Below are 19,547 nucleotides of genomic sequence, written 5' to 3'. Positions count from 1 at the left end.
CCGATTGAGGAAGCTACGGCCACATTGAGGAAGCGAACTACCAATCGCGCCGCAGCCGATCCTCTAAGCGCGCTCGATGCTCTGGCAGTGCCAAGCGGGCGACTAAGTTTTCATACTTGGCGAAGCTGTCGATCGCCTCGCCATTTGCGACCTCGCTGACATGGCTCACCGCGTGAAGCAGCCTTTGCATTCGTACATCCCCTAGCGAAGCGTCAGTTAGTCCAGCGCCGTCGAAGTCGATGGCGTCTTTCGGCAAGACTGCGAGTGCCGCCATCGCGAGAAAATATCCATCGCCCGCGCCGAAGACCCGAAAGCGCTGCGCATCTACATGACCTTGAAGCGAACGCGACATTATCGCGCGCGCCCATCGGTCCGGCACGCCTTTGCGGCGCCGCCATTGAGCGATCGTGCTGCGCTCTACCCCCAGCATTTGGGCAAAGTCCTGATCGGTCTCAGCGCCGAGCAGTGCTCTTAGATTATCGACCTGCTCGTTCGCAAACTCTGTTGACATGTCACTATTGCCCGTTAGATGTGACATGTCACATCGCATGACTGGATTAGATATGCAGCTCGAAAACTCCAACAACGGCGGAAGCCCTAGCCTACTTTTGCGGGTTCGGGGAGCCTTCACCGCAAAGGGTACATCGCTTGCGGCTTGGTGCCGCGCCAATGCCGTCGATCATGCCCATGCGCATCGAGTCCTGCGCGGGATGACCAACGGGACGAATGCGCAGGTACTGCGCGCAAAGATCGTCACCGCCGCCGACGGAAACGCCGCATGATCGCCAGCGGATGGCTTGGAGCTGGCGAGTTCGCGGCCGTCATGAATATCACTCGTCGGGCCGCGACCGACGCCCTCAAGGCCATGGCCAAGGGGAAACCTTGGCGGGGCGAGCTTTTCACCGTCCGCACCGCGCATGGGCGCGGCGGTGCATCCGGATCGACCTATCAGGTCTATCTAGGCGATCCGTCAGAGGCCGATGAGACGGCTCTCATTCCTATCTCATTTACCCCGGCGCCCGCCGCCGCGAGCAATCAGGCCGCTCGGATCGAGCGGCGTTTGATGATCATCAGCGAAGCGGCGAAATATCCGCGCGGATCGGCAGAGCGCGCCGCTGAATTGGAGCGCGCATCTCGCCAGTTCGGCAAGCCGATCCGCACCCTTCGCACTTGGTTAGCCAACGCGGAAAAGCACGGTTGGGATGCGAACGCTTTAGCCTACAAACGCCCGAGCAATTCCGGCGAACAGCGTGTGTTCGTTTCCCGGCCTTTCGATCGCGCATGGCGTGCGGCCGGACTGGACGACGCGGCGCTTGCTGACATGGGCGAATGGGTGACGCGGCTGATCAATGGCCTATGGCAAAGCGAGGCGCAGCGTGCCGGATGGGGGCGCATCCAGTTAGAGGCGCACACCCTGATGCAGCTGGAATGCCGGAAGCGCGACATAGCGCTACCCAAGGCCGCTTTCCATCTGTCGAAACGCCGCATCGTCGAACGAAGCCACCATCGCATTGTCGATATCTACGCCAACGACCGTAAACGCGCCGACGACTGGAAGCACCGCATCACTCGCAACAATCGCTTGCTGATGCCGATGGATCAGGTCGTCATGGACGTGAAGCCGCTCGACATCGTCATGTCGAGGCCGGACGGCTCCGAAGTCTGGCCGACCATGATCGGCTTTCAAGACAACGCCACGCATCGCATTTTCTACCATTTCGTCATGAAGCGAAAGGGCGAGGGCATCACGCAAGAGCACGTGATCGGCGCCTTCATCGATATGGTGATGCACCCCGAATGGGGCTTTCCTCGTCAACTCTACCGGGACAATGGCTCCGAGTTCTTTGCCTTCGACCGGCTGCGTGAATGTATGGCCGAAATCGCGCTGGACGGCGTGAAACCGATCATCAACGCAAAGGCCTATTCCGGCGCGTCCAAGCAGATCGAGAGCAAGTTCGCCATCCTTGATCGTCAGGTATTTTCCCAGATGCTCGGCTATGCTGGCAGCAACCGCATGGTGAAAAAGACCCAGACGGTGGGCAAACCACCCGCGCGCTATCCCGGCTCGTTCGAAGAATTCGTCGCGGAGGCCGAGCTTCGTATCGCCGACTGGCATGGCATGACGATCAAGAGCGGTCCTTTCAAGGGAACGAGCCCCGCCCAATGCTTTGCCGATCACGTCGACAGCGGTTGGCGTCCGATCACCGCCGATCCCTTTGCGCTTGACCTCGCCTTTCACCAGCGGGAAGCGCGAACAGTTCAAAATGGCTTCGTCTCGGTGGGAGGCGTCAAATGGCGCCATCCAGAATTGCCGTTGCGGCGGAAGGTCGAGATTGCACGCCCCTACCGGCGTGGCGCGGCGCCCCTCGTCAATCTTCCGGGTCTCGGCTGGGCCGCGATGCAGCACGATGAGTTCTGGCATCCGCAGGAGATCGGCGGCGCTGAGGCGTCGTCACGTGTCCAGTGCGCGCAAGTTCGTGGTGTCAAAGCGTTGCGGAAGGACGCGATCGTGCCCGACCTCGCCGCCGCGATGCGCGAGCGAGTGACGCGGCTCCCCAGGGCCACAACGCCGAATCCAGTAATAGAGTTTCTGACGGCGCAAGACGCACCAAAATTCGAAGGCGATCGCATCGGCCCCGCGCCTCGCGCCTTGTCGGCCGAGGAAGAGAACGTCCGGCGTCAGAACGCGAAGCTACGGCAAATGGAGAAATATCGTGCAAACCGCGCCTGAGATCGCCGACACGTCGGTTTTCCGCATGATGCAGCTCATGATGGCCGAAACGCACGAACAGCGCGGCATATCCGTCCTGTCCGGCCCTCCCGGCATCGGCAAGACCACGGCGATCGACGAATTCGAACGCCGGTTCGACGGACAATGCCTCGTCGTCAAGGCACTGCCCAGCCCTCGCGGCATCGGCGCTTCGCCTGTGTCTCTCTTGCAGCTTCTAACCGCCGCATTCTGCGATAGCCGGGGCCTGCACCATTATTCGAACCAGCGAACGCAGATTGCATACTTGACCTCAAATTTCCGCAGCCTTTTGCACTCCTGCTATTTCGCCGAAGAGATGGAGCATCAGCTACTGACGTTCGTCTTCGACGAGGCGCAGTATCTATCACGGGCCGCGATCGAAACGCTCCGCTTCTGGAACGACGCTGATCGCACGATCATGCCCTTTCCGATCGGGCTGATATTCATCGGCAATAACGAGTTCGCGCTCGCTCCCGGCCGGGACGGGGAAAGTGTCCTGTCGGAAGCCGTTCGCGACCGGCTCTTGCACTCCGAAGAGCTCGCCTACGCCAATCTGTCCGACGACGATATCCGCAAGGTCGCGGCAACGCGCGGCGTCGCCGATCGCGCGGCCGTGGGCGTCATCATCGAATATTTCGCCAGGATGCGGCGGCCCCGCAGCCTGCGCCAGATCGGGCGCATCATCGCGAATTGCAACCGGCTTGCCCAGGGCGCGCCGGTCACCGCGCAACTCGTCAACGACGTTCTCAACCCACGATAGGAGTATAGGCAAATGACCAGCATCGCAGACGGGGCTGAATTCCCCCAGCTTCAAAAGACGATCGAAGAGGTCACAGACCTCTTCAGCGATATGTATCACCTGAATTCGATCATGGCCGACCAGTTGTTTTTGCCCATCGGACAGGACGACAGGGAACAGCGTGTCGAACTCGTCGTCAAGAAGCTCGGCGAAGATATCGAACGGCTCGCCAGCAAAATGTGTGATCTGTCCGAGTTCATGTTTCGTGACTCGATAGAGAGAATGGCGAAGGCGGCATGAACTGGACCGCCCGCTACAGGCTGATCGGCCTGGCCCGCCATAGCACCGGCCTCGCCGATGACGCGGATTGGCGCCCGGTGCTTCAGCGCGAGGCCGGCGTCGATAGCATCAAGAACCTCGACGATGCGGGCTTCGCCCGGTTGATGGACCATTTCGCCACGCTCGGCTTCGTGTCCGACAAGCGGTTAGAGGCCTTCAATCGCTCCGATCGCGGCGACATGGCGAGCGCCGGTCAGATTGCCAAGATTCGCGAGCTGTGGACATTGTGCACGTGCGGCGGCGGCACCGCCAAAGGGTTGCGAACCTTCGTCAACAACAAGACCGGCGCCAGCGATCTTCGCTTCGTCGATCGTCGCGGCGCCCATATTCTGATAACCGCGCTGACAGGCTGGAACCGGCATAACGAAAAGCGGGCCACAGAAGCCCCTCAGGACGCCGGATAGGGCTTTCCCCGTCTTCGTGGAGCGAGTGGCCTCTTAGCCCCTCTTAAATCGCTCCTAGAGGCAAATCAGTTCGCCACCCGCGACGATGGCCCATAAATATAGTCCGGCCAACTTGGCCCCGCTATCCCGGCATCACTCTTCGACTTGGCTCCGAGAGCCATTTTCGTATGAAATACTTCATCTGACGCGCGGGTGAAAAAGTTCGCATCAGTCGGGCATGGCTGACGCACTTCCTCCCGACGATGACGATATTCTGGCTTGGGTCGCCTACGTGCATGGCGACGCCGAACTGTTCCAGCGATCCTACGCGGGACAGAATGTCTATATCCCCGAGAGCGTCCCGCTCAATCATCATCTCTGCAAATGCCTTGGGCTCGAAGTCGCATCGCGGCTTTGCAGCGAGATCGGGGGCTCTGCCTACAACGTCCCGATTCAGAAGGTTCGGATCAACGCACGACGTATCCTCGTCCTGATCCTGTCCTGGGCCGGCATGACCATCAACGCCATCGCCGAGGCAAGCGAAATCACCGCGCGCCAGGTTTCCAATATTCGTGCCGATCTTCGGGGAGACGGCTTCCTTCCTCCCGCGCGCCGCGCGGGCGATTCCTTCAACAATGAAAGGTTCTGAAATGCGCATCGACGCAAACACTATGAGAACGCTCATGACCGGCTTCCAAGGCGCGTTCAATCGCGGCTGGGAAGGTGCGCAAACGATCTACGACAAGATCGCGATGAAAACCGTCTCCAGCAACGCAGCCGAAGCATATGTCTGGCTGAGGGAGCTTCCCAATATTCGGGAATGGGTTGCCGAACGCTATGTTCATGGGCTCGCCAAGGATGGCTTCATACTCGAAAATCGCAAGTTCGAATCAACGATCCGCGTCAAGCGAACCGATATCGAAGACGATAACTATGGTTCCTATTCACCCATGCTGGAGGAGCTGGGGCGCAAGGGTGCCGAGTTTCCAGACGAATTGCTCGCGGAACTGATGGCGTCGGGTTTCGATACCAACTGCTATGATGGCCAGTTTTTCTTCGACACCGATCATCCGGTAGGCGATCCGAATGATCCGACCAGCTTCTCGAATGTGCAGGCTGGCGCTGGCCCGGCATGGTATCTTCTCGACCTGAGCCGGAACATCCGGCCATTCATCTTTCAGCAGCGCATCCCCTTCCAGTTGCAGCGCCTCGACGGCGAGAACGATGAGAACGTCTTCATGAAGGACAATTATCTCTACGGTTTACGCGGGCGCATGAACGCGGGCTTCGGTCTGTGGCAATTGGCATTTGCCAGCAAGGCCGATCTTACCGTCGCGAACTATGAAGCGGCCCGTGCTGCGATGACCAGCTTGCGCGGGGAGAACAATCGCAAGCTGGGAATCAAACCGACGCACCTTGTTGTGCCGACCGAGTTGGAAGGCGACGGGCGTCGTATTCTCAAAACCCAGCTCATCACCGGCGGCGAAAGCAATCCGTGGGCTGAAAGCGCCGAACTTCTCGTTTCGCAGTGGCTGTAAAGGAACCCGCCATGAAGACTTTCATTCTTTCGCGACCCATCCGGATGACGCGACGCGACGGCAATAATTTCCAGAATGTCGAACTCGGGCAGCTCGAGTTCGATGCTCGTGATGAGAACGATCCGGACAATGATCCGAACCTTTTGCGCGCCTGCGTTTCCATCCTGCGTGACGACGACGGCAATCCAGTAACGCGCGAAGTGCTTGAAGGGCTCAAGCTCGAAGACGGCATCAAGCGCGGTGCGCGCAAGATTTTCGGGGACTATCCGGCATGAACCACTATCTGCTCAAGCACCCGATCGAAACCCGCGACGGCAAGCCGATGGTCGCCGAGGTGCATATTCGCCGCGCCAAGGGCAAGGACCTGCGCGCGATCGCCGAGGCGAAGAACGATTTCGATGGCACCTTGATGCTGATCGATCGCCTTTGCCAGCATCCCGATGGCGGTCCGATCTTCCCCGGCTTTGCCGACGAGCTCGACGCGGAGGACATCGAAGCGCTGGGGGAGCTTGTCATGGCCATCTTGCCGAGTGGCCAAAAGACTGGCGAGACGGCTTAGGCGTTCTCGCCGCTCGCTTCGGCTGGTCGCCTGGCGAGCTGTTCGACCTCGAATGGCCCGATATTGAAATGTGGATCGACCAGGCCAACTGGACCGCAAGCGCGGGCATCGAAAACGCAATGGAGAGATAAGTGGCGCTGAAATTCTCCATGATCCTGCAAATGGTCGACCGGCTATCCGCTCCGGCTAAGCGCGCATCGGCCGAGACGCGCGTTATGGCCATTCGGGCCCGTCGGCTGGGAATCGAGGCCGGAACGACCTCGCGGTCGTTGGATCGCATGTCTCGATCCGCAAGCGGCCTACACAATCGTCTAGGTGTCGGCCTTCTCGTCGGCGTTCGACAGCTCGCGGGACCGATGGGCATGAAGGCCCTCGAAAGAGGCGCCTATGGTGCCGGTCGCGCCATTGGTTGGACAATCAAAAAAGCAGGGGCGCTTGCGTTGCGCGTCGGTCAGCTTGCCGCCGCAACGGCGGCTATCGGCGGCACCGCCTTTCTCGGCGGCATCATCGCAACCACCGGAAAGTTCGAGCAGTTCCAGATCATGCTCGAAGGCACCGAGGGGTCAGCAGAAAAAGCCAAAAAGGCGATGGCATGGGTGCAGGATTTCGCGAAGCGGACGCCCTATGAACTTGACCAGGTGATGGAAGCTTTCGTCCAGCTCAAAGCCTACGGCATCGATCCGATGGACGGCTCGCTTCGCGCGGCCGGTGACGCCGCAGCAGGAATGTCGAAACAGCTCATTGAAGCCGTCGAGGCGCTTGCCGACGCAGGAACGGGCGAATTCGAACGCCTCAAGGCTTTCGGCATCACTGCCCGCGTCGCGGGCGAGCGCGTGACGTTTTCATACGTCAAAAACAACAAGGAAATCCGAAAAGAGGTCGCGAAAACCTCAACCGCGATGAGGGAGGCGATTAGCGGCATCTGGAATGATCGCTTCGGCGGCGGGATGAATCGCCAGGCGGGCACGCTGTTCGGCATCTTCAACAATCTCAAGGATCAATGGACCGCGTTCATGTTGAAGGTCGGTCAAGCAGGCGTTTTCGACAGCGTGAAATCGAAACTCCAAGGCCTTCTGAACTGGCTCAACAAGAAGCTCGACGATGGCTCGATTGACACATGGGCAAAGCGCGTGTCGATCGAGCTCGAGAAGGTCGTCAAATGGATCGGCAGCATCACCGAAGAGGATTTTAATCGCTTCAAGGAAGACCTGACGACCATCGCCAAGGCGGTTGGCGATTTGGCGCGGAGTTTTTCGACCGTCTATGGCTGGGTCAAGAAGATCGATAGTGCCTGGGCCAGCACAGACGCCTGGGTTGATCGCTGGGGCATCGGCGGTCCTGGCTGGGGCGATCTTTTCGGAAAGAAGTCTTCATCGGTTCAACGGCGCCAGGCTCCCATGAATGCAGCGGATCGCGAGCGGTGGCGCGGTGCGCTCCAATCGAAGCCGATCCCCCGCGCGGCTCCAATGAGCCTACGGGGCAAGCCCATCAATCCGGCATTCTTCCGTTCGCCGTCTCCGCAAGCCCCGGCGACGAAACCGCCATCGGGAAAGATCGTGCTCGAAGTCCACTCCGATCGCGGGACAAAGGTCCAGTCGCGCAGCATGCAATCGCAAAATCTTGACCTCGCCCTGGTCTATCGCGGCGGCGCTATGGTCAGGGGCGGATAAGAGGTTCGGATGGGGTTTCACGTTCCCCTAAGCCGAATGGTGAGATGGCCGTTGGGAAAGCAGCTTGTGCGCAAGCTGAGGCCATCTTTGCAGGGACGTTGGTTCGCACCTGGCCAACGCCCCGCAGATGCGGGCGGCGGTTTCTCCTTCTTCGGCGCCGCCCGCATCACGCCAGCAATTTGCGAACGAGGATATCAAATTGCTGCCAGGGTGGTCAGCCTGTCAGCATGTCAGCGATCCGCCTTGGGAAAGGGCGCGGATCGCTGTCTGCGCGGGCCGGTGGTTTTACTCCAATCGCCACCGGTCCGCGCTTTATTGCCTCGAGTCCTGCAATGCGTTATTGATCGGGCGACGGCGATCGTTTCGGACGTTCTGCCAGAGGCTTTGCATCTGGCCCGTCGTCACCCTCGCGGCGCGCGTTTCGGACGTATGCCCCTGGCTCGATCAGTGGGGCCCCGCCGTAATTTCAACTATCAACCGGTTTTCGCATGTCTCGCGAGAGACAAAATGCGGAGTGCACCGATTGCACTCCGCATGAACGCGCGCGCCGAATTCTAGATTTGCGTCCCGCGTAATCCCGGCGAAGCCCACTTAATCCCGGCCCACGGCCAAAGTGTATGTTCCTATCTATCGCCCGACCCCACTTTCCGTTTACGTAAAGCGGTTGCGTCGACCGTCGCGACGGGTTACGCCGACATCCATGTTTTTCGGCTTTCTCGACGAATTGCGGGCCGCGGGCATTCCCGCTAGCCTCAAGGAGCATCTGATGCTGCTCGAGGCGCTCGACCGCGAGGTGATCGACCGCAGTCCCGAGCAATTCTATTATCTCAGCCGCGCGATCTATGTGAAAGACGAGGGGCAGCTCGACCGCTTCGACCAGGTGTTCAACAAGGTCTTCAAAGGCCTGCTCACCGATTACGGCCAGAACCCGGTCGACATTCCCGAAGAATGGCTGAAGGCGGTCGCCGAGAAATATCTGACTCCCGAGGAGATGGAGGCGATCAAGTCGCTCGGCTCGTGGGACGAGATCATGGAAACGCTGAAGCAGCGGCTCGAGGAACAGCAGAAGCGCCACCAGGGCGGCAATAAGTGGATCGGCACCGGCGGCACCTCGCCCTTCGGCAATTCGGGCTATAATCCCGAAGGCGTGCGGATCGGCGGCGAGAGCAAGCACAAGCGGGCCCTGAAGGTCTGGGAAAAGCGCGAGTTCCAGAATCTCGACAACAGCAAGGAGCTCGGCACCCGCAACATCAAGATCGCGCTCCGCCGCCTGCGCAAATTCGCGCGCGAGGGCGCGGCCGACGAGCTCGACATTCCGGGCACGATCGACGGCACCGCGCGGCAGGGCTGGCTCGACATCAAGATGCGCCCCGAACGGCGCAATGCGGTGAAATTGCTGCTCTTCCTCGACGTCGGCGGCTCGATGGACCCGTTCATCAAGCTCTGCGAGGAACTCTTCAGCGCCGCGACGAGCGAGTTCAAGAACCTCGAATTCTTCTATTTCCACAACTGTCCCTATGAAGGCGTGTGGAAGGACAACAAGCGCCGCTGGTCCGAACGCCATCAGATGTGGGATATCCTCCACAAATATGGTCATGATTACAAATTGGTGTTCGTCGGCGACGCGTCGATGAGCGCCTATGAGATCACCCATCCGGGCGGCAGCGTCGAGCATTTCAACGAGGAAGCCGGCGCGGTGTGGATCCAGCGGATGACGCACGTCTATCCCGCCGCGGTATGGCTGAACCCGGTGCCCGAGGCGCATTGGGGCTACACCCAGTCGGTGAAGCTGATCAAACAGCTGATGAACGACCGCATGTATCCGCTGACGCTCGCGGGGCTCGACGATGCGATGCGCGAGCTGACGCGAAAGCATTGATCTACAGCTTCGATTAATCGTCATTGCGAGGGCCGAAGGCCCGTGGCAATCCAGAGCTCGCGCAAACCGCACTGGATTGCTTCGCTTCGCTCGCAATGACGAGAAATAAGGCCTCCATGATCGACCTCCCCCTCGTCACCATCCTCCTCCTCACCGGCTTCATCAATCTGATCGGCGCACTCGCCTATGCGGCGCGGATCGCGGGGGTGCGGACGCGGCGGATCGCGATGTCCTTTGCGCTGTTCAACATCCTCGTGCTCTTCTCGCGCACGTCGAACAGCTTTCTGGGTCCCTTCCTCGCCAAGCGGATCGAGACGCGGATCCACGACGGCAGCGGCGCCTCGCTGTTCGTCGACATGCAGTTCGTCCTTGCCGCGGCGAGCGTCGCGACGCTGGTCGGCATATTGCTCGTCCCGACCGGGCAGCGGATGTTCGCGGCCGCGATCGGCTGGTATCAGGACAATCGCTCGACCACGAAGCTCGCGCTCAAGGCCGCGAGCCCCGCCGGGCTGCGCACCCTGCGCCAGTCGCTCCGCTTCCCGAGCCTCGCACATCTCAAGGACTGGCACATGCCACAGGGGATCGGCTGGGGGGTGCTGATCGCCAACTGCCTCGCGCAATCCTTGCTCGCGGTCGGGGTCGTCGCCTCGCTCTACGCGGGCTATCTCGCGCCCGAATTCCGCGTCACCGCGTCGCAATTGTCGGCGCTGATCAACGGTTTCGCGACCATCCTGCTCTTCGCCTTCATCGACCCGCAATTGTCGGTGATGACCGACGATGCCGTCGAGGGAAAGGTCGACGAAGCCGATTTCCGCCGCGCCATCACCTTCATCTCGCTGAGCCGTCTCGCCGGCACGGTCCTTGCCCAAGCCCTGCTGCTCCCCGCCGCGTCGCTGATCGCGCTCGTTGCCGTCCATGTCTGAACCGCGCCGCGCCCATTCGCGCTTCTATCGCGTCCGCGCGCGGCTCGAGGCGATGGCGGTCGAGCCGGGGCCGCGCGGGTGGCTCCTCGAATTCTTCGTCTTCGGCTTCAAGCAGGGCTGGGCCTGCCTGTTCGGCGCGCTGATGCTGGCGCTGCTGCTCGGAACGCACCTCTTCTGGCCCGACAGCGCGCCGGTCCACCGCTATGACGCGATCACCATCGGCGCGGTTCTGATCCAGCTCTCCATGCTCGCCTTCCGGCTCGAAACACCGAGGGAGGCGGTGGTCATCCTGATCTTCCACATCGTCGGGACGGTGATGGAGTTGTTCAAGACCGCGGCGGGATCGTGGCAATATCCCGAAGGCAGCCTGCTCCATATCGGCGCGGTGCCACTCTTCTCGGGCTTCATGTACGCCGCGGTCGGCAGCTATATCGCGCGCGTGTGGCGCATCTTCGATTTCCGCTACACGGGCTACCCGCCCGCCTGGACGAGCTACGCGCTCGCCGCGGCGATCTACGTCAATTTCTTCGCGCATCACTGGCTGCCCGACATCCGCTGGATCCTGTTCGCGGCGACCGCGCTGCTTTTCTGGCGCTGTCAGGTGTGGTTCCGCCCGCTGCATATCCACCGCCGCATGCCGCTGCTCGTCGGCTGGGCGCTCGTCGCGCTGTTCATCTGGTTCGCCGAGAATATCGGTACCTTCGCCCGCGCCTGGACCTACCCCAGCCAGCAGAGCGGCTGGCACATGGTCGGGGTGGAAAAGCTCGGCAGCTGGTATCTGCTGATGATCATCTCGTTCGTGCTGGTGAGCCTGGTGCAGCGGCCGCGGGGACTGGGTCACTCGTAACGCGAACGCCGTGCTCTCCCCTCCCTGGAAGGGAGGGGTTGGGGGTGGGTACCGCCGAGGCACTCGGCGGCTTCTTTCAGGATCATTTGGGCCGAGCCTTCGGGGTTGGTGAGCACGTCGACGTTCCAGATCCGGACGACACGCCAGCCTCCCGACTCCAGAAAGGTGGTTCGGGTCTCATCATAATCCTGCTGATCGAGATGCTGACTGCCATCGAGTTCGATTGCGAGCTTCGCTTCGCGGCAGGCAAAGTCAACGATATAGGGACCGACAACGAGTTGGCGCGTGAACTTGGGACGATAGCGTGAGATAAGGCCCCAGAGCTTGCGTTCGGCCGGTGTGGCTTCCCGGCGCAATCGCCGCGCGCGGCCGGTCATGGTCTCGGGAATACGGCGCATGATCGCAGGTTAGAACGGCGAGCTTCGCTCGCCAACCCACCCCTGGCCCCTCCCTGAAGGGAGGGGAATCTATCCGATCGGATCGTCGAACGACACCGGCGGCTTGCTGAACCATTCGGGCCCGCTTTCGGTCATATGGAAGCAATCCTCCAGCCGGATGCCGAATTCGCCGGGGATGTAGATGCCGGGCTCGTTCGAGAAGCACATGCCGGGGGCAAGCCGCGTCGTCTCGCCGCGCACCAGGTTGACGGGTTCGTGCCCGTCGAGCCCGATGCCGTGTCCGGTGCGGTGCGAGGTGCCGGGGAGTTTGTAGCCGGGGCCGTAGCCGAGGCCTTCATAATAGGTGCGTACCGCATCGTCGACCGCGCCCGCCGGGGTGCCGAGCTTCGCCGCCCCGAAGGCGACGAGCTGGCCCTTGCGCATCTGTTCCCACACCTGCCGCTCGCGCGCGGTCGCGGTGCCGTGCACCCAGCTTCGCGAGACGTCGGATTGATAGCCATGGACGTTGCAGCCGCAGTCCATCAGCACCACCTCGCCCGGCCGCACCATTTGTGGCTGGCCGCTGCCGTGCGGATAGGCGCTCGCCTCGCCGAGCAGAACTAGTGCGAATTCGGGCGACCCGCCGAGCGCCTTGGTCGCGCCGTTCATGATCGCCCCGATGTCGGCCGGGGTCATCCCCGCCTCGACGCGCGGCGCGGTGTAACGATAGGCCGCCATGGTAATATCGGTGGCGAGCTGCATCAGCGCGATCTCGGCGGCCGACTTGATCATGCGGCACCCGCGCACGACCGGGGCGCCGTTGACCACGGTGACGCCCGGCATCGCCTTTTCGAGCCCGTCGACCGCGAAATAGCGCACCGTCTCCTCGACGCCGATGCGGCCCTTGGTCAGCCCGCGCTTGCCGAGCCACGCCGCGACCGCCGCGAGCGGATTCTCGTCCTCGTTCCACGTCAGAACCTCAGCGGCGACGCCCAGGCTTTCGCGCACCGAGGGTTCTTCGAAGAAGGGGGTGACGATCGCCACCTCGCCCTCGCGCGTCAGCACCGCGGCGGTCAGTCGCTCGCTGCGCCACCAATGGACGCCGGTAAAATAGATGAGGCTCGCGCCGGGTTCGATCAGCAGCGCGTCCATGTCATGGGCGCGCAGCAACGCGGTCGCCTTGGCCAGCCGCGCCTTATGCTCGTCGGCGCCGATCGGCTGCGCGTCCTTCGCCATGTTCGCGAGGCCCGCGAAATCGTCGGCCGCCCAGCTTGCCGCGGGCAGGCTCACCGCGAGGCCGCCAACCGCCGCCGCGCCCAGAAAATTCCGCCGGTGCATGATCTCAACTACTCCCTGTTCCCCGTTCGCCCTGAGCTTGTCGAAGGGCCGTTCTTCCTTTTGACGCAGCAAGTAAGGACGGTGCTTCGACAAGCTCAGCACGAACGGATTTTAATGTCCATCTAATGGGCTAACGATAAAGCCGCACGCCGTTCACTTCCTCGCGCCACGCCGCCTCGTCGGGCAGCGCGAGCGCATCGAGGTCGCCCGCCTCGGCGCCGGCATCGTCGACCCACTCGCGCAGCAGCGGCGAGCCGTTGATCACGTCGATCGCGAGCACATCCTCGGTATATTCATATTTGAAGTCGGTGCCGCGCCAGATCGAATAGTCCGGATAGAGGCTGCGGATCGCCTTGAACCCCAGCGCCTGCACGCGCCACGGCCGGAAGGCGGCGGGATCGTACCACGGCCCGTCGGCATGGATATGGACGCCGCTGCTGAGCGCGCCGACATGCTTGTGGAAGGTCGGCTGGAACCAGATATCGCGCAGCTTGCATCCGCCGAGCCAGCCGGGCGCGAGCCGCTGCATTTCGGCGATCACCGCGCGCGCGTCGATATCAGGGGCGCCGAACAGTTCGAGCGGGCGCGTCGTGCCGCGGCCTTCGCTGAGGGTCGCGCCCTCGACCATCACCGTCCCGGCATAGGCGCGCGCCATATTGACGTTCGGTGCGTTGGGGCTGGGGTTGATCCACGCCCGCTCCGGCGGCCAGCCGCAACCGGGCGCGGCGTCGGGATCCCATCCTGCCATTTCGATCACCCGGTAATCGACATCGAGCCCGAAGTGGCGGATGAACCAGCGCCCCATCTCGCCCATCGTCAACCCGTGCCGCATCGCCATCGGCCCGGCGCCGACGAAGCTCTCCCAGCCTGGGCGGAGCAGCGTTCCTTCGACCGGGCGCCCCGCGGGGTTGGGCCGGTCGAGCACCCACACCGCCTTGCCGTGCTCGGCCGCTGCCTCGAGCACATAGAGCAAGGTGGTGATGAAGGTGTAGATGCGGCAGCCGAGATCCTGGAGGTCGACGAGCATCACGTCGAAGCTGTGCATCGACTGGCCACTCGGCCGACGAACCTCGCCATATAGGCTAAAACAGGGAACTCTATAAACCGGATCGGTGAAGTCGGGCGACTCCATCATATTGTCCTGCAGGTCGCCGCGCACCCCGTGCTGCGGCCCGAACACCGCGCTGACGTTGATCCCCGCCGCGACCAGCGCGTCGAGGCTGTGGGTGAGGTCCGCGGTGACCGAGGCGGGATGCGCGAGCAGCGCGACGCGCCGCCCCTCCAGCGGCTTGCGGAGCGCGGGATCGGCGAGCAGGCGATCGATGCCGAATTGGGTGGTCATGCCGGGTCGGGTGCCCCAAGCGTCAGCCTAAAGCAATCGGGATGATGGAAATCGGGTTTCCCCGGCGGATGGCATAGCGCCCAATAGCTTTTGGTGCCGTCGGTTTCCTCGATGACCGCGGAGAGGGCGAGCTTGCTGCCGCGATCGGGAAAGATGCCGGGCTCGACGCGCAGCGCATAGCGCGCCGGCTCGCGTTCGGCGGCCATGTCCCACGGCGCCAGATCGTCGGGTCCGAGCAGCGAGCGGTAATCGTCGAACTGGTAACAGGCCCAGCGGCCATCGGGCGCATAGTTGAATTCGGTATAATCGGGGGTGCCGTCCTCGGTCAGGAAGGCCTCGAAGCATGTGCCCTGCCACAACCCGTCGGTCGCGCCGTCGGCGATCACGAGTTGCCCGTCGCCCGCGGGCAGGACGATGCGGTCGATCTCGCCCTCGACGACGAAGCGGAGCACGAAGCCGTCGTCGAAGGACAGCGACACCTCGACGCTTGTCGACCGGACAGCCTTTGCCGGCGTGTCGGGATGGCACATAAGGGAGAGCAGACGGCTCTCCTGATGGTTGGACACCTAGTCCTCCTCCGTTCGTCCTGAGCTTGTCGAAGGACCGTTCTTTCCTTTTGCCAAGCTCGAAATCCTGTCCCAATCGCCCCGGACCAATGCCATTTTCTTAGCACGGCTCCATCCTTTGATTCGGCGTTCCGCCTCCAAGGCCTCGATCCGCGTCGGGAATTCCTGACTCCACACGAGCGTCACGGGCAATTTATCTGCTGTAAAGCCCGGAATTGCGCCTGTTTCGTGCTGGCCAACGCGGTGGGAAAGATTGTCCGTATGACCGGTGTAAAAGGCTCCACCCCGACAATGCAAGATATAGGCCCAAAAGGTCATCGGGATCGTGTAAAGGGAAGAACGGCCCTTCGACAAGCTCAGGGCGAACGGGTTTGGAGGTTATTCCCTTCCCTATGCCCCCATGCTAAGCGCCCGCGCGCTATGACGACTTACAAATCCGACCTGCTGCGCCTGCTCGACGAGCGAGGCTATATCCACCAGATGACCGATGCGGAAGGGCTCGATGCTCTCGCAGCGAAGCAGGTCGTCCCGGCCTATATCGGGTTCGACGCAACCGCGCCCAGCCTGCACGTCGGCAGCCTCGTCCAGATCATGATGCTGCGCCGCCTGCAACAGACGGGGCACAAGCCCGTCGTGCTGATGGGTGGCGGAACGACGCGGATCGGCGACCCCACCGGGCGCGACGAAAGCCGCAAGATGCTGTCGGATCAGGCGATCGAGGATAATATCGCCTCGATCCGCACGATCTTCGAACCTTTCCTGACCTTTGGCGACGGGCCGACCGACGCGGCGATGGTCAACAACCACGACTGGCTGGGGCAGCTTGGCTATATCGAACTGTTGCAGGAGGTCGGAACGCATTTCACGATCAACCGCATGCTGACCTTCGATTCGGTGAAGCTGCGGCTCGATCGCGAGCAGCCGATGACCTTTCTCGAATTCAACTATATGATCCTGCAGGGCTATGATTTCCGTCATTTGTCGAAGGACATGGGGGTGCGGCTCCAGATGGGCGGATCGGACCAGTGGGGCAATATCGTCAACGGCGTCGAGCTCGGCCGCCGGATGGACGGTGCCGAGCTCTATGGCCTGACCACACCGCTGCTGACCACCGCCGCGGGCGCGAAGATGGGCAAGACCGCCGCCGGCGCGGTCTGGTTAAATGCCGATCAACTGTCCCATTTTGACTATTGGCAATATTGGCGCAACTGCGACGACCGCGACGTCGGGCGCTTCCTGAAGCTGTTCACCGATCTGCCGATCGACGAGATCGCAAGGCTCGAAGCGCTCGAGGGCGCCGAGATCAACGAGGCGAAGAAGATCCTCGCGAATGCGGCGACCGCGATGTGCCGCGGCGCCGAAGCGGCGCGAACCGCCGCCGAGACCGCGACGCAAACCTTTGAAAAGGGCCATATCGGCGGCGATCTGCCCCAGGTTGCGGCGCCCGCCGAAGGGCTGCGCATCCTCGACGCGCTGCGCGAGCTCGGCTTCGCGGCCTCGAACAAGGAAGCGCGGCGCAAGCTCGACGAGGGCGCGGTGAAGGCGGGCGGCGTCGTGATCCGCGACCCGCACCACCTGATCCAGCCCGCCGACGAGCCGGTTCCGGTCAGCCTGGGTGCCAAAAAGCACGGCCTCGTGACGCGATGAGTCGAGCGCGGATATTTACCGATTCTTAGCGGAATCGAGTCGATCCTGCGCGCCAGACCAGCAAGGGTATGATGATGCGCAAGATCGACACCAACAAGGCCCACTATGTCGGGCTCGACCAGCGGCTTTCTCCGCGTAGCGACGTCTATTGCCGCCTGCCCTTCGTCATGCCCGACGGACGGCAGGAAATGTGCACCTGCGTCAACATCAGCGCCGACGGCCTGCTGATGCGCTTCGAGCGCGGGCTGGAGCCCGGCGACCTCGTCGTCTTCCGCATGCCGATCATCGGCCGCACCGCGGCGAAAGTCATCTGGTCGCTGGGCGGCAAGACCGGCGTCCAGTTCGACAAGATGATCGCGGTCGAGGATTACCTCCCCATGATCCGCGCGATGGGCGCCAGAGGGGATCTCAACTAACCGCTTCGCAGCAGCGGCACCGCGGCGTCGCGCTCGAACAGATAAAGGCAGAGGCGCACCGCCTCGCCGCGCGCGCCCTCGACCCCTCCGTCGCGCTCGACGAACAGCCGCGCATCGTCGTGCGCGACCGGCAGCAGCCGCACGAGCTGTTCGGGGGTCGCGAGCCGGTAATCGGCGTCGCCCGACTGCTTGAGCCCGAGCAGTTCGCCGCCGCCGCGCAGTTCGAGGTCCCTTTCGGCGATCACGAAACCGTCGTTCGTCTCGCGCATCAGCGCGAGCCGCTCGCGCGCGGTTTCGGACAACGCCTGCGAGCGCAGGAGCAGGCACACCGATTTCGCCGTCCCGCGCCCGACCCGCCCGCGAAGCTGGTGGAGCTGAGCGAGGCCGAAATTCTCGGCATGTTCGACGATCATCAGGCTCGCGGCGGGGACGTCGACCCCGACCTCGATCACCGTCGTCGCGACGAGGACGCCGATCTCGCCCGCCTGAAAACGCGCCATCACGGCATCCTTGTCGGGCCCTTTCATCCGGCCGTGGACGAGCCCGACCCGGCCGGCGCCGAAACGTTCGCGGAGCAGCGCCGCACGGTCCTCGGCCGCCGCGAGCTCGCTCGTCTCGCTCTCGGCGACCAGCGGGCAGACCCAATAGGCCTGCGCGCCGCTCGCGAGATGGCGTTCGAGCCCGCCCACCACCTCGTCGAGCCGGTCGACCGAGACGACGCGCGTGTCGACCGGGGTGCGCCCCGGCGGCATTTCGTCGATCCGCGACACATCCATCTCGCCATGATTGGCGAGCAGCAGCGTGCGCGGGATCGGGGTCGCGGTCATCACCAGCAGATGCGGCGGCCGCGCGCCCTTGTCGGTCAACATCAGCCGCTGCGCGACGCCGAAGCGGTGCTGCTCGTCGACGACGACGAGCGACAGGTCGCGATACCGCACCGCCTCCTGAAAGATCGCGTGGGTGCCGACGAGAATGTCGATGCTGCCGTCGGCGAGGCCCATCAGCGTCGATTCGCGGACCTTCCCCTTGTCGCGGCCGGTCAGGATCGCGAGATTGACCGGAAGCCCGGCGAGCATCGCCTGCAAGGTCGCAAAATGCTGGCGCGCGAGGATCTCGGTCGGGGCGAGCAACGCCGCCTGCGTTCCCGCCTCGACGGCGGTCAGCATCGCGCGGAGCGCGACCAGCGTCTTGCCCGACCCGACATCGCCCTGCAGCATCCGCAGCATCGGCACGTCCTGCGCCATGTCGCCCGCGATCTCGCGCCCGACGCGCTCCTGCGCACCGGTGAGGCCGAAAGGCAGCTTCAGCGCATTTGTCAGCCGTCCGTCGCCGGCAATCCCCTTCCCCTTGCGGTTGCGCAGCCCCTGCCGGATCAGCATCAGCGCGACCTGGCTCGCGAAAATCTCGTCATAGGCGAGCCGGTCGCGCGCCGCCTCGTCGCGCGGGCTGGCGTGCGCGCGCTCCATCGCCTCGCGCCACACGGGCCAGTTTCGGGAGGCGAGCAGCGGCGCGTCGATCCACTCAGCAAGCTCGGGCCGCCGTTCGAGCGCCACCGCGGCGAGCTGCGACAGCCGCGCGTTGGTCAGGCCCTCGGTCAGCGGATAGACGGGTTCGTGGACCGCGATGGCCCCCGTGTCGCCCGGCTCGGCGACATGGTCGGGATGCACGATCTGGCGCATGTCGCCATAGAGGTCGAGCCGCCCGGAGACGCGGCGCGCCTCCCCGAGCGGAAACAGCTTGCGCGCCAGCCCCGACGTCCGCCCGAAATAGACGAGCCGGACATGGTCGCCCGCGCGGTCGAACGCTTCGACCCCGAAGGGCGCGCGGGGGCTGCGGCCGGGGCGATAGTCCTGCGCAGTCACGTCGACGATGATCGTCTGGCCCGCCTGCGCCTGATCGAGCCGCTCGACGGGAACGCGCGAGATGAGGCCTGTCGGGAGGTGGAAGAGCACGTCGATCACGCGCTCGAGCCCCAGCCGCGCCAGCGGCTTGGCGAGCTGCGGCCCGACGCCCTTGAGGTCGGTCAGCGCGGCGAAGAGCGGGTTGAGGATTTCGGGACGCATATCGACTCGGTCAGGCCTGCCGCCCCTCGCGCAATTTTATTCCAAAGGTCACGAAAGTCACGCTACGTCCCCCCTCTGTTGGTCCTCCCGGCAGGCATCGAACCCGCCTGTCCGGAGTCCAATCGGCTGGCGGATCATCTGCATCATGGCGCGACGCTATCGCGCCGCACCC

The 19,547-nt window shown here is 63.1% G+C and carries 22 protein-coding genes; 15 read left to right on the top strand and 7 right to left on the bottom strand.

From position 1 onward, the window contains the following. Positions 1-37: 37 nt before the first annotated feature. Positions 38-511, bottom strand: a complete 474-nt coding sequence (locus tag CD928_RS11405) for a hypothetical protein (RefSeq protein ID WP_095387164.1) — start codon at positions 509-511, stop codon at positions 38-40. A gap of 52 nt (positions 512-563) precedes the next feature. On the opposite strand from CD928_RS11405, the gene CD928_RS23030 reads away from it, so the two are divergent. The 13 genes from CD928_RS23030 (at position 564) to CD928_RS11345 (ending at position 11,626) form a co-directional block, all read left to right on the top strand. Next, the gene (locus tag CD928_RS23030; protein ID WP_141237141.1) at positions 564-782 is read left to right on the top strand and encodes a hypothetical protein; all 219 of its coding nucleotides are present in this window, start codon (positions 564-566) and stop codon (positions 780-782) included. Further along, positions 779-2,731, top strand: a complete 1,953-nt coding sequence (locus CD928_RS11400; protein ID WP_095387163.1) for a hypothetical protein — start codon at positions 779-781, stop codon at positions 2,729-2,731. The genes CD928_RS23030 and CD928_RS11400 overlap by 4 nt, the downstream gene beginning before the upstream one ends. Then, positions 2,715-3,509 (top strand): ATP-binding protein, encoded by a 795-nt coding sequence (locus CD928_RS11395; RefSeq protein WP_095387162.1) that lies wholly within the window; start codon positions 2,715-2,717, stop codon positions 3,507-3,509. The genes CD928_RS11400 and CD928_RS11395 overlap by 17 nt, the downstream gene beginning before the upstream one ends. A gap of 12 nt (positions 3,510-3,521) precedes the next feature. Next, positions 3,522-3,788 carry a hypothetical protein gene (locus CD928_RS11390; RefSeq protein ID WP_095387161.1) on the top strand — a complete coding sequence of 89 codons (267 nt, stop codon included), beginning with the start codon at positions 3,522-3,524 and terminating at the stop codon, positions 3,786-3,788. Then, a complete protein-coding gene (locus tag CD928_RS11385; RefSeq protein WP_095387160.1) occupies positions 3,785-4,231 on the top strand; it encodes a regulatory protein GemA in 447 nt (148 codons plus the stop codon). Before CD928_RS11390 ends, CD928_RS11385 begins: the two co-directional genes overlap by 4 nt. 217 nt (positions 4,232-4,448) lie before the next feature. Beyond that, a complete protein-coding gene (locus tag CD928_RS11380) occupies positions 4,449-4,859 on the top strand; it encodes a helix-turn-helix domain-containing protein (protein ID WP_095387159.1) in 411 nt (136 codons plus the stop codon). A gap of 34 nt (positions 4,860-4,893) precedes the next feature. Further along, a complete protein-coding gene (locus CD928_RS11375) occupies positions 4,894-5,748 on the top strand; it encodes a Mu-like prophage major head subunit gpT family protein (protein ID WP_176473547.1) in 855 nt (284 codons plus the stop codon). An 11-nt stretch (positions 5,749-5,759) separates the two neighbouring features. Continuing rightward, a complete protein-coding gene (locus CD928_RS11370; RefSeq protein WP_095387157.1) occupies positions 5,760-6,023 on the top strand; it encodes a hypothetical protein in 264 nt (87 codons plus the stop codon). Beyond that, positions 6,020-6,307, top strand: a complete 288-nt coding sequence (locus CD928_RS11365; RefSeq protein WP_095387156.1) for a phage tail assembly protein — start codon at positions 6,020-6,022, stop codon at positions 6,305-6,307. Before CD928_RS11370 ends, CD928_RS11365 begins: the two co-directional genes overlap by 4 nt. A gap of 131 nt (positions 6,308-6,438) precedes the next feature. Continuing rightward, positions 6,439-7,977, top strand: a complete 1,539-nt coding sequence (locus tag CD928_RS11360; RefSeq protein ID WP_141237140.1) for a tape measure protein — start codon at positions 6,439-6,441, stop codon at positions 7,975-7,977. Positions 7,978-8,677: 700 nt separating this feature from the next. Beyond that, entirely contained in the window at positions 8,678-9,856 is a 1,179-nt protein-coding gene (locus CD928_RS11355) for a VWA domain-containing protein (RefSeq protein WP_095387154.1), read from the top strand. 116 nt (positions 9,857-9,972) lie between these two features. Then, entirely contained in the window at positions 9,973-10,779 is an 807-nt protein-coding gene (locus tag CD928_RS11350) for a lipid II flippase Amj family protein (RefSeq protein WP_095387153.1), read from the top strand. Beyond that, positions 10,772-11,626 carry a DUF817 domain-containing protein gene (locus CD928_RS11345; RefSeq protein WP_095387152.1) on the top strand — a complete coding sequence of 285 codons (855 nt, stop codon included), beginning with the start codon at positions 10,772-10,774 and terminating at the stop codon, positions 11,624-11,626. The genes CD928_RS11350 and CD928_RS11345 overlap by 8 nt, the downstream gene beginning before the upstream one ends. Here CD928_RS11345 and CD928_RS11340 read toward each other — a convergent pair. From CD928_RS11340 to CD928_RS11320, 5 genes are all read right to left on the bottom strand, one after another. Beyond that, positions 11,617-12,024, bottom strand: a complete 408-nt coding sequence (locus CD928_RS11340; protein WP_095387151.1) for an endonuclease domain-containing protein — start codon at positions 12,022-12,024, stop codon at positions 11,617-11,619. The two genes, CD928_RS11345 and CD928_RS11340, sit on opposite strands and share 10 nt — an antisense overlap. Positions 12,025-12,093: 69 nt before the next feature. Then, positions 12,094-13,341, bottom strand: a complete 1,248-nt coding sequence (locus CD928_RS11335; RefSeq protein ID WP_095387150.1) for a Xaa-Pro peptidase family protein — start codon at positions 13,339-13,341, stop codon at positions 12,094-12,096. A 130-nt stretch (positions 13,342-13,471) separates the two neighbouring features. Next, positions 13,472-14,683, bottom strand: a complete 1,212-nt coding sequence (locus tag CD928_RS11330; RefSeq protein ID WP_095387149.1) for an exo-beta-N-acetylmuramidase NamZ domain-containing protein — start codon at positions 14,681-14,683, stop codon at positions 13,472-13,474. Beyond that, positions 14,680-15,249, bottom strand: coding sequence for a DOMON-like domain-containing protein (locus tag CD928_RS11325; RefSeq protein WP_255247121.1), 570 nt, complete (start codon positions 15,247-15,249; stop codon positions 14,680-14,682). The genes CD928_RS11330 and CD928_RS11325 overlap by 4 nt, the downstream gene beginning before the upstream one ends. Continuing rightward, complete coding sequence (locus tag CD928_RS11320) at positions 15,250-15,567, bottom strand: GIY-YIG nuclease family protein (RefSeq protein ID WP_095387147.1); 318 nt, start codon at positions 15,565-15,567, stop codon at positions 15,250-15,252. It abuts the gene before it with no gap. 102 nt (positions 15,568-15,669) lie between these two features. Between CD928_RS11320 and tyrS the strand changes: the two genes are divergently transcribed. Together tyrS and CD928_RS11310 are read left to right on the top strand one after the other, a co-directional pair. Further along, positions 15,670-16,896 (top strand): tyrosine--tRNA ligase, encoded by a 1,227-nt coding sequence (gene tyrS, locus CD928_RS11315; RefSeq protein WP_095387146.1) that lies wholly within the window; start codon positions 15,670-15,672, stop codon positions 16,894-16,896. A gap of 74 nt (positions 16,897-16,970) precedes the next feature. Further along, a complete protein-coding gene (locus tag CD928_RS11310) occupies positions 16,971-17,312 on the top strand; it encodes a PilZ domain-containing protein (protein ID WP_095387408.1) in 342 nt (113 codons plus the stop codon). On the opposite strand, the gene recG is transcribed toward CD928_RS11310, so the two are convergent. Beyond that, the gene (recG, locus tag CD928_RS11305; protein ID WP_095387145.1) at positions 17,309-19,375 is read right to left on the bottom strand and encodes an ATP-dependent DNA helicase RecG; all 2,067 of its coding nucleotides are present in this window, start codon (positions 19,373-19,375) and stop codon (positions 17,309-17,311) included. The two genes, CD928_RS11310 and recG, sit on opposite strands and share 4 nt — an antisense overlap. Positions 19,376-19,547: the final 172 nt, after the last annotated feature.

Source organism: Sphingopyxis sp. GW247-27LB, from assembly GCF_002277025.1.
Classification (GTDB): domain Bacteria; phylum Pseudomonadota; class Alphaproteobacteria; order Sphingomonadales; family Sphingomonadaceae; genus Sphingopyxis.
This window is presented reverse-complemented; position numbering and strand designations above follow the sequence as displayed.

What these genes read in the sequence shown, in the direction of transcription:
- CD928_RS11385 (WP_095387160.1), top strand. Translation starts at nt 3,785, where the DNA reads ATGAACTGGACCGCCCGCTACAGGCTGATCGGCCTGGCCCGCCATAGC.
- CD928_RS23030 (WP_141237141.1), top strand. Translation starts at nt 564, where the DNA reads ATGCAGCTCGAAAACTCCAACAACGGCGGAAGCCCTAGCCTACTTTTG.
- CD928_RS11340 (WP_095387151.1), bottom strand. Translation starts at nt 12,024, where the DNA reads ATGCGCCGTATTCCCGAGACCATGACCGGCCGCGCGCGGCGATTGCGC.
- tyrS (WP_095387146.1), top strand. Translation starts at nt 15,670, where the DNA reads ATGACGACTTACAAATCCGACCTGCTGCGCCTGCTCGACGAGCGAGGC.
- CD928_RS11365 (WP_095387156.1), top strand. Translation starts at nt 6,020, where the DNA reads ATGAACCACTATCTGCTCAAGCACCCGATCGAAACCCGCGACGGCAAG.
- CD928_RS11400 (WP_095387163.1), top strand. Translation starts at nt 779, where the DNA reads ATGATCGCCAGCGGATGGCTTGGAGCTGGCGAGTTCGCGGCCGTCATG.
- recG (WP_095387145.1), bottom strand. Translation starts at nt 19,375, where the DNA reads ATGCGTCCCGAAATCCTCAACCCGCTCTTCGCCGCGCTGACCGACCTC.
- CD928_RS11355 (WP_095387154.1), top strand. Translation starts at nt 8,678, where the DNA reads ATGTTTTTCGGCTTTCTCGACGAATTGCGGGCCGCGGGCATTCCCGCT.
- CD928_RS11335 (WP_095387150.1), bottom strand. Translation starts at nt 13,341, where the DNA reads ATGCACCGGCGGAATTTTCTGGGCGCGGCGGCGGTTGGCGGCCTCGCG.
- CD928_RS11330 (WP_095387149.1), bottom strand. Translation starts at nt 14,683, where the DNA reads ATGACCACCCAATTCGGCATCGATCGCCTGCTCGCCGATCCCGCGCTC.
- CD928_RS11310 (WP_095387408.1), top strand. Translation starts at nt 16,971, where the DNA reads ATGCGCAAGATCGACACCAACAAGGCCCACTATGTCGGGCTCGACCAG.
- CD928_RS11390 (WP_095387161.1), top strand. Translation starts at nt 3,522, where the DNA reads ATGACCAGCATCGCAGACGGGGCTGAATTCCCCCAGCTTCAAAAGACG.
- CD928_RS11320 (WP_095387147.1), bottom strand. Translation starts at nt 15,567, where the DNA reads ATGACCTTTTGGGCCTATATCTTGCATTGTCGGGGTGGAGCCTTTTAC.
- CD928_RS11375 (WP_176473547.1), top strand. Translation starts at nt 4,894, where the DNA reads ATGACCGGCTTCCAAGGCGCGTTCAATCGCGGCTGGGAAGGTGCGCAA.
- CD928_RS11370 (WP_095387157.1), top strand. Translation starts at nt 5,760, where the DNA reads ATGAAGACTTTCATTCTTTCGCGACCCATCCGGATGACGCGACGCGAC.
- CD928_RS11405 (WP_095387164.1), bottom strand. Translation starts at nt 511, where the DNA reads ATGTCAACAGAGTTTGCGAACGAGCAGGTCGATAATCTAAGAGCACTG.
- CD928_RS11345 (WP_095387152.1), top strand. Translation starts at nt 10,772, where the DNA reads ATGTCTGAACCGCGCCGCGCCCATTCGCGCTTCTATCGCGTCCGCGCG.
- CD928_RS11350 (WP_095387153.1), top strand. Translation starts at nt 9,973, where the DNA reads ATGATCGACCTCCCCCTCGTCACCATCCTCCTCCTCACCGGCTTCATC.
- CD928_RS11380 (WP_095387159.1), top strand. Translation starts at nt 4,449, where the DNA reads ATGGCTGACGCACTTCCTCCCGACGATGACGATATTCTGGCTTGGGTC.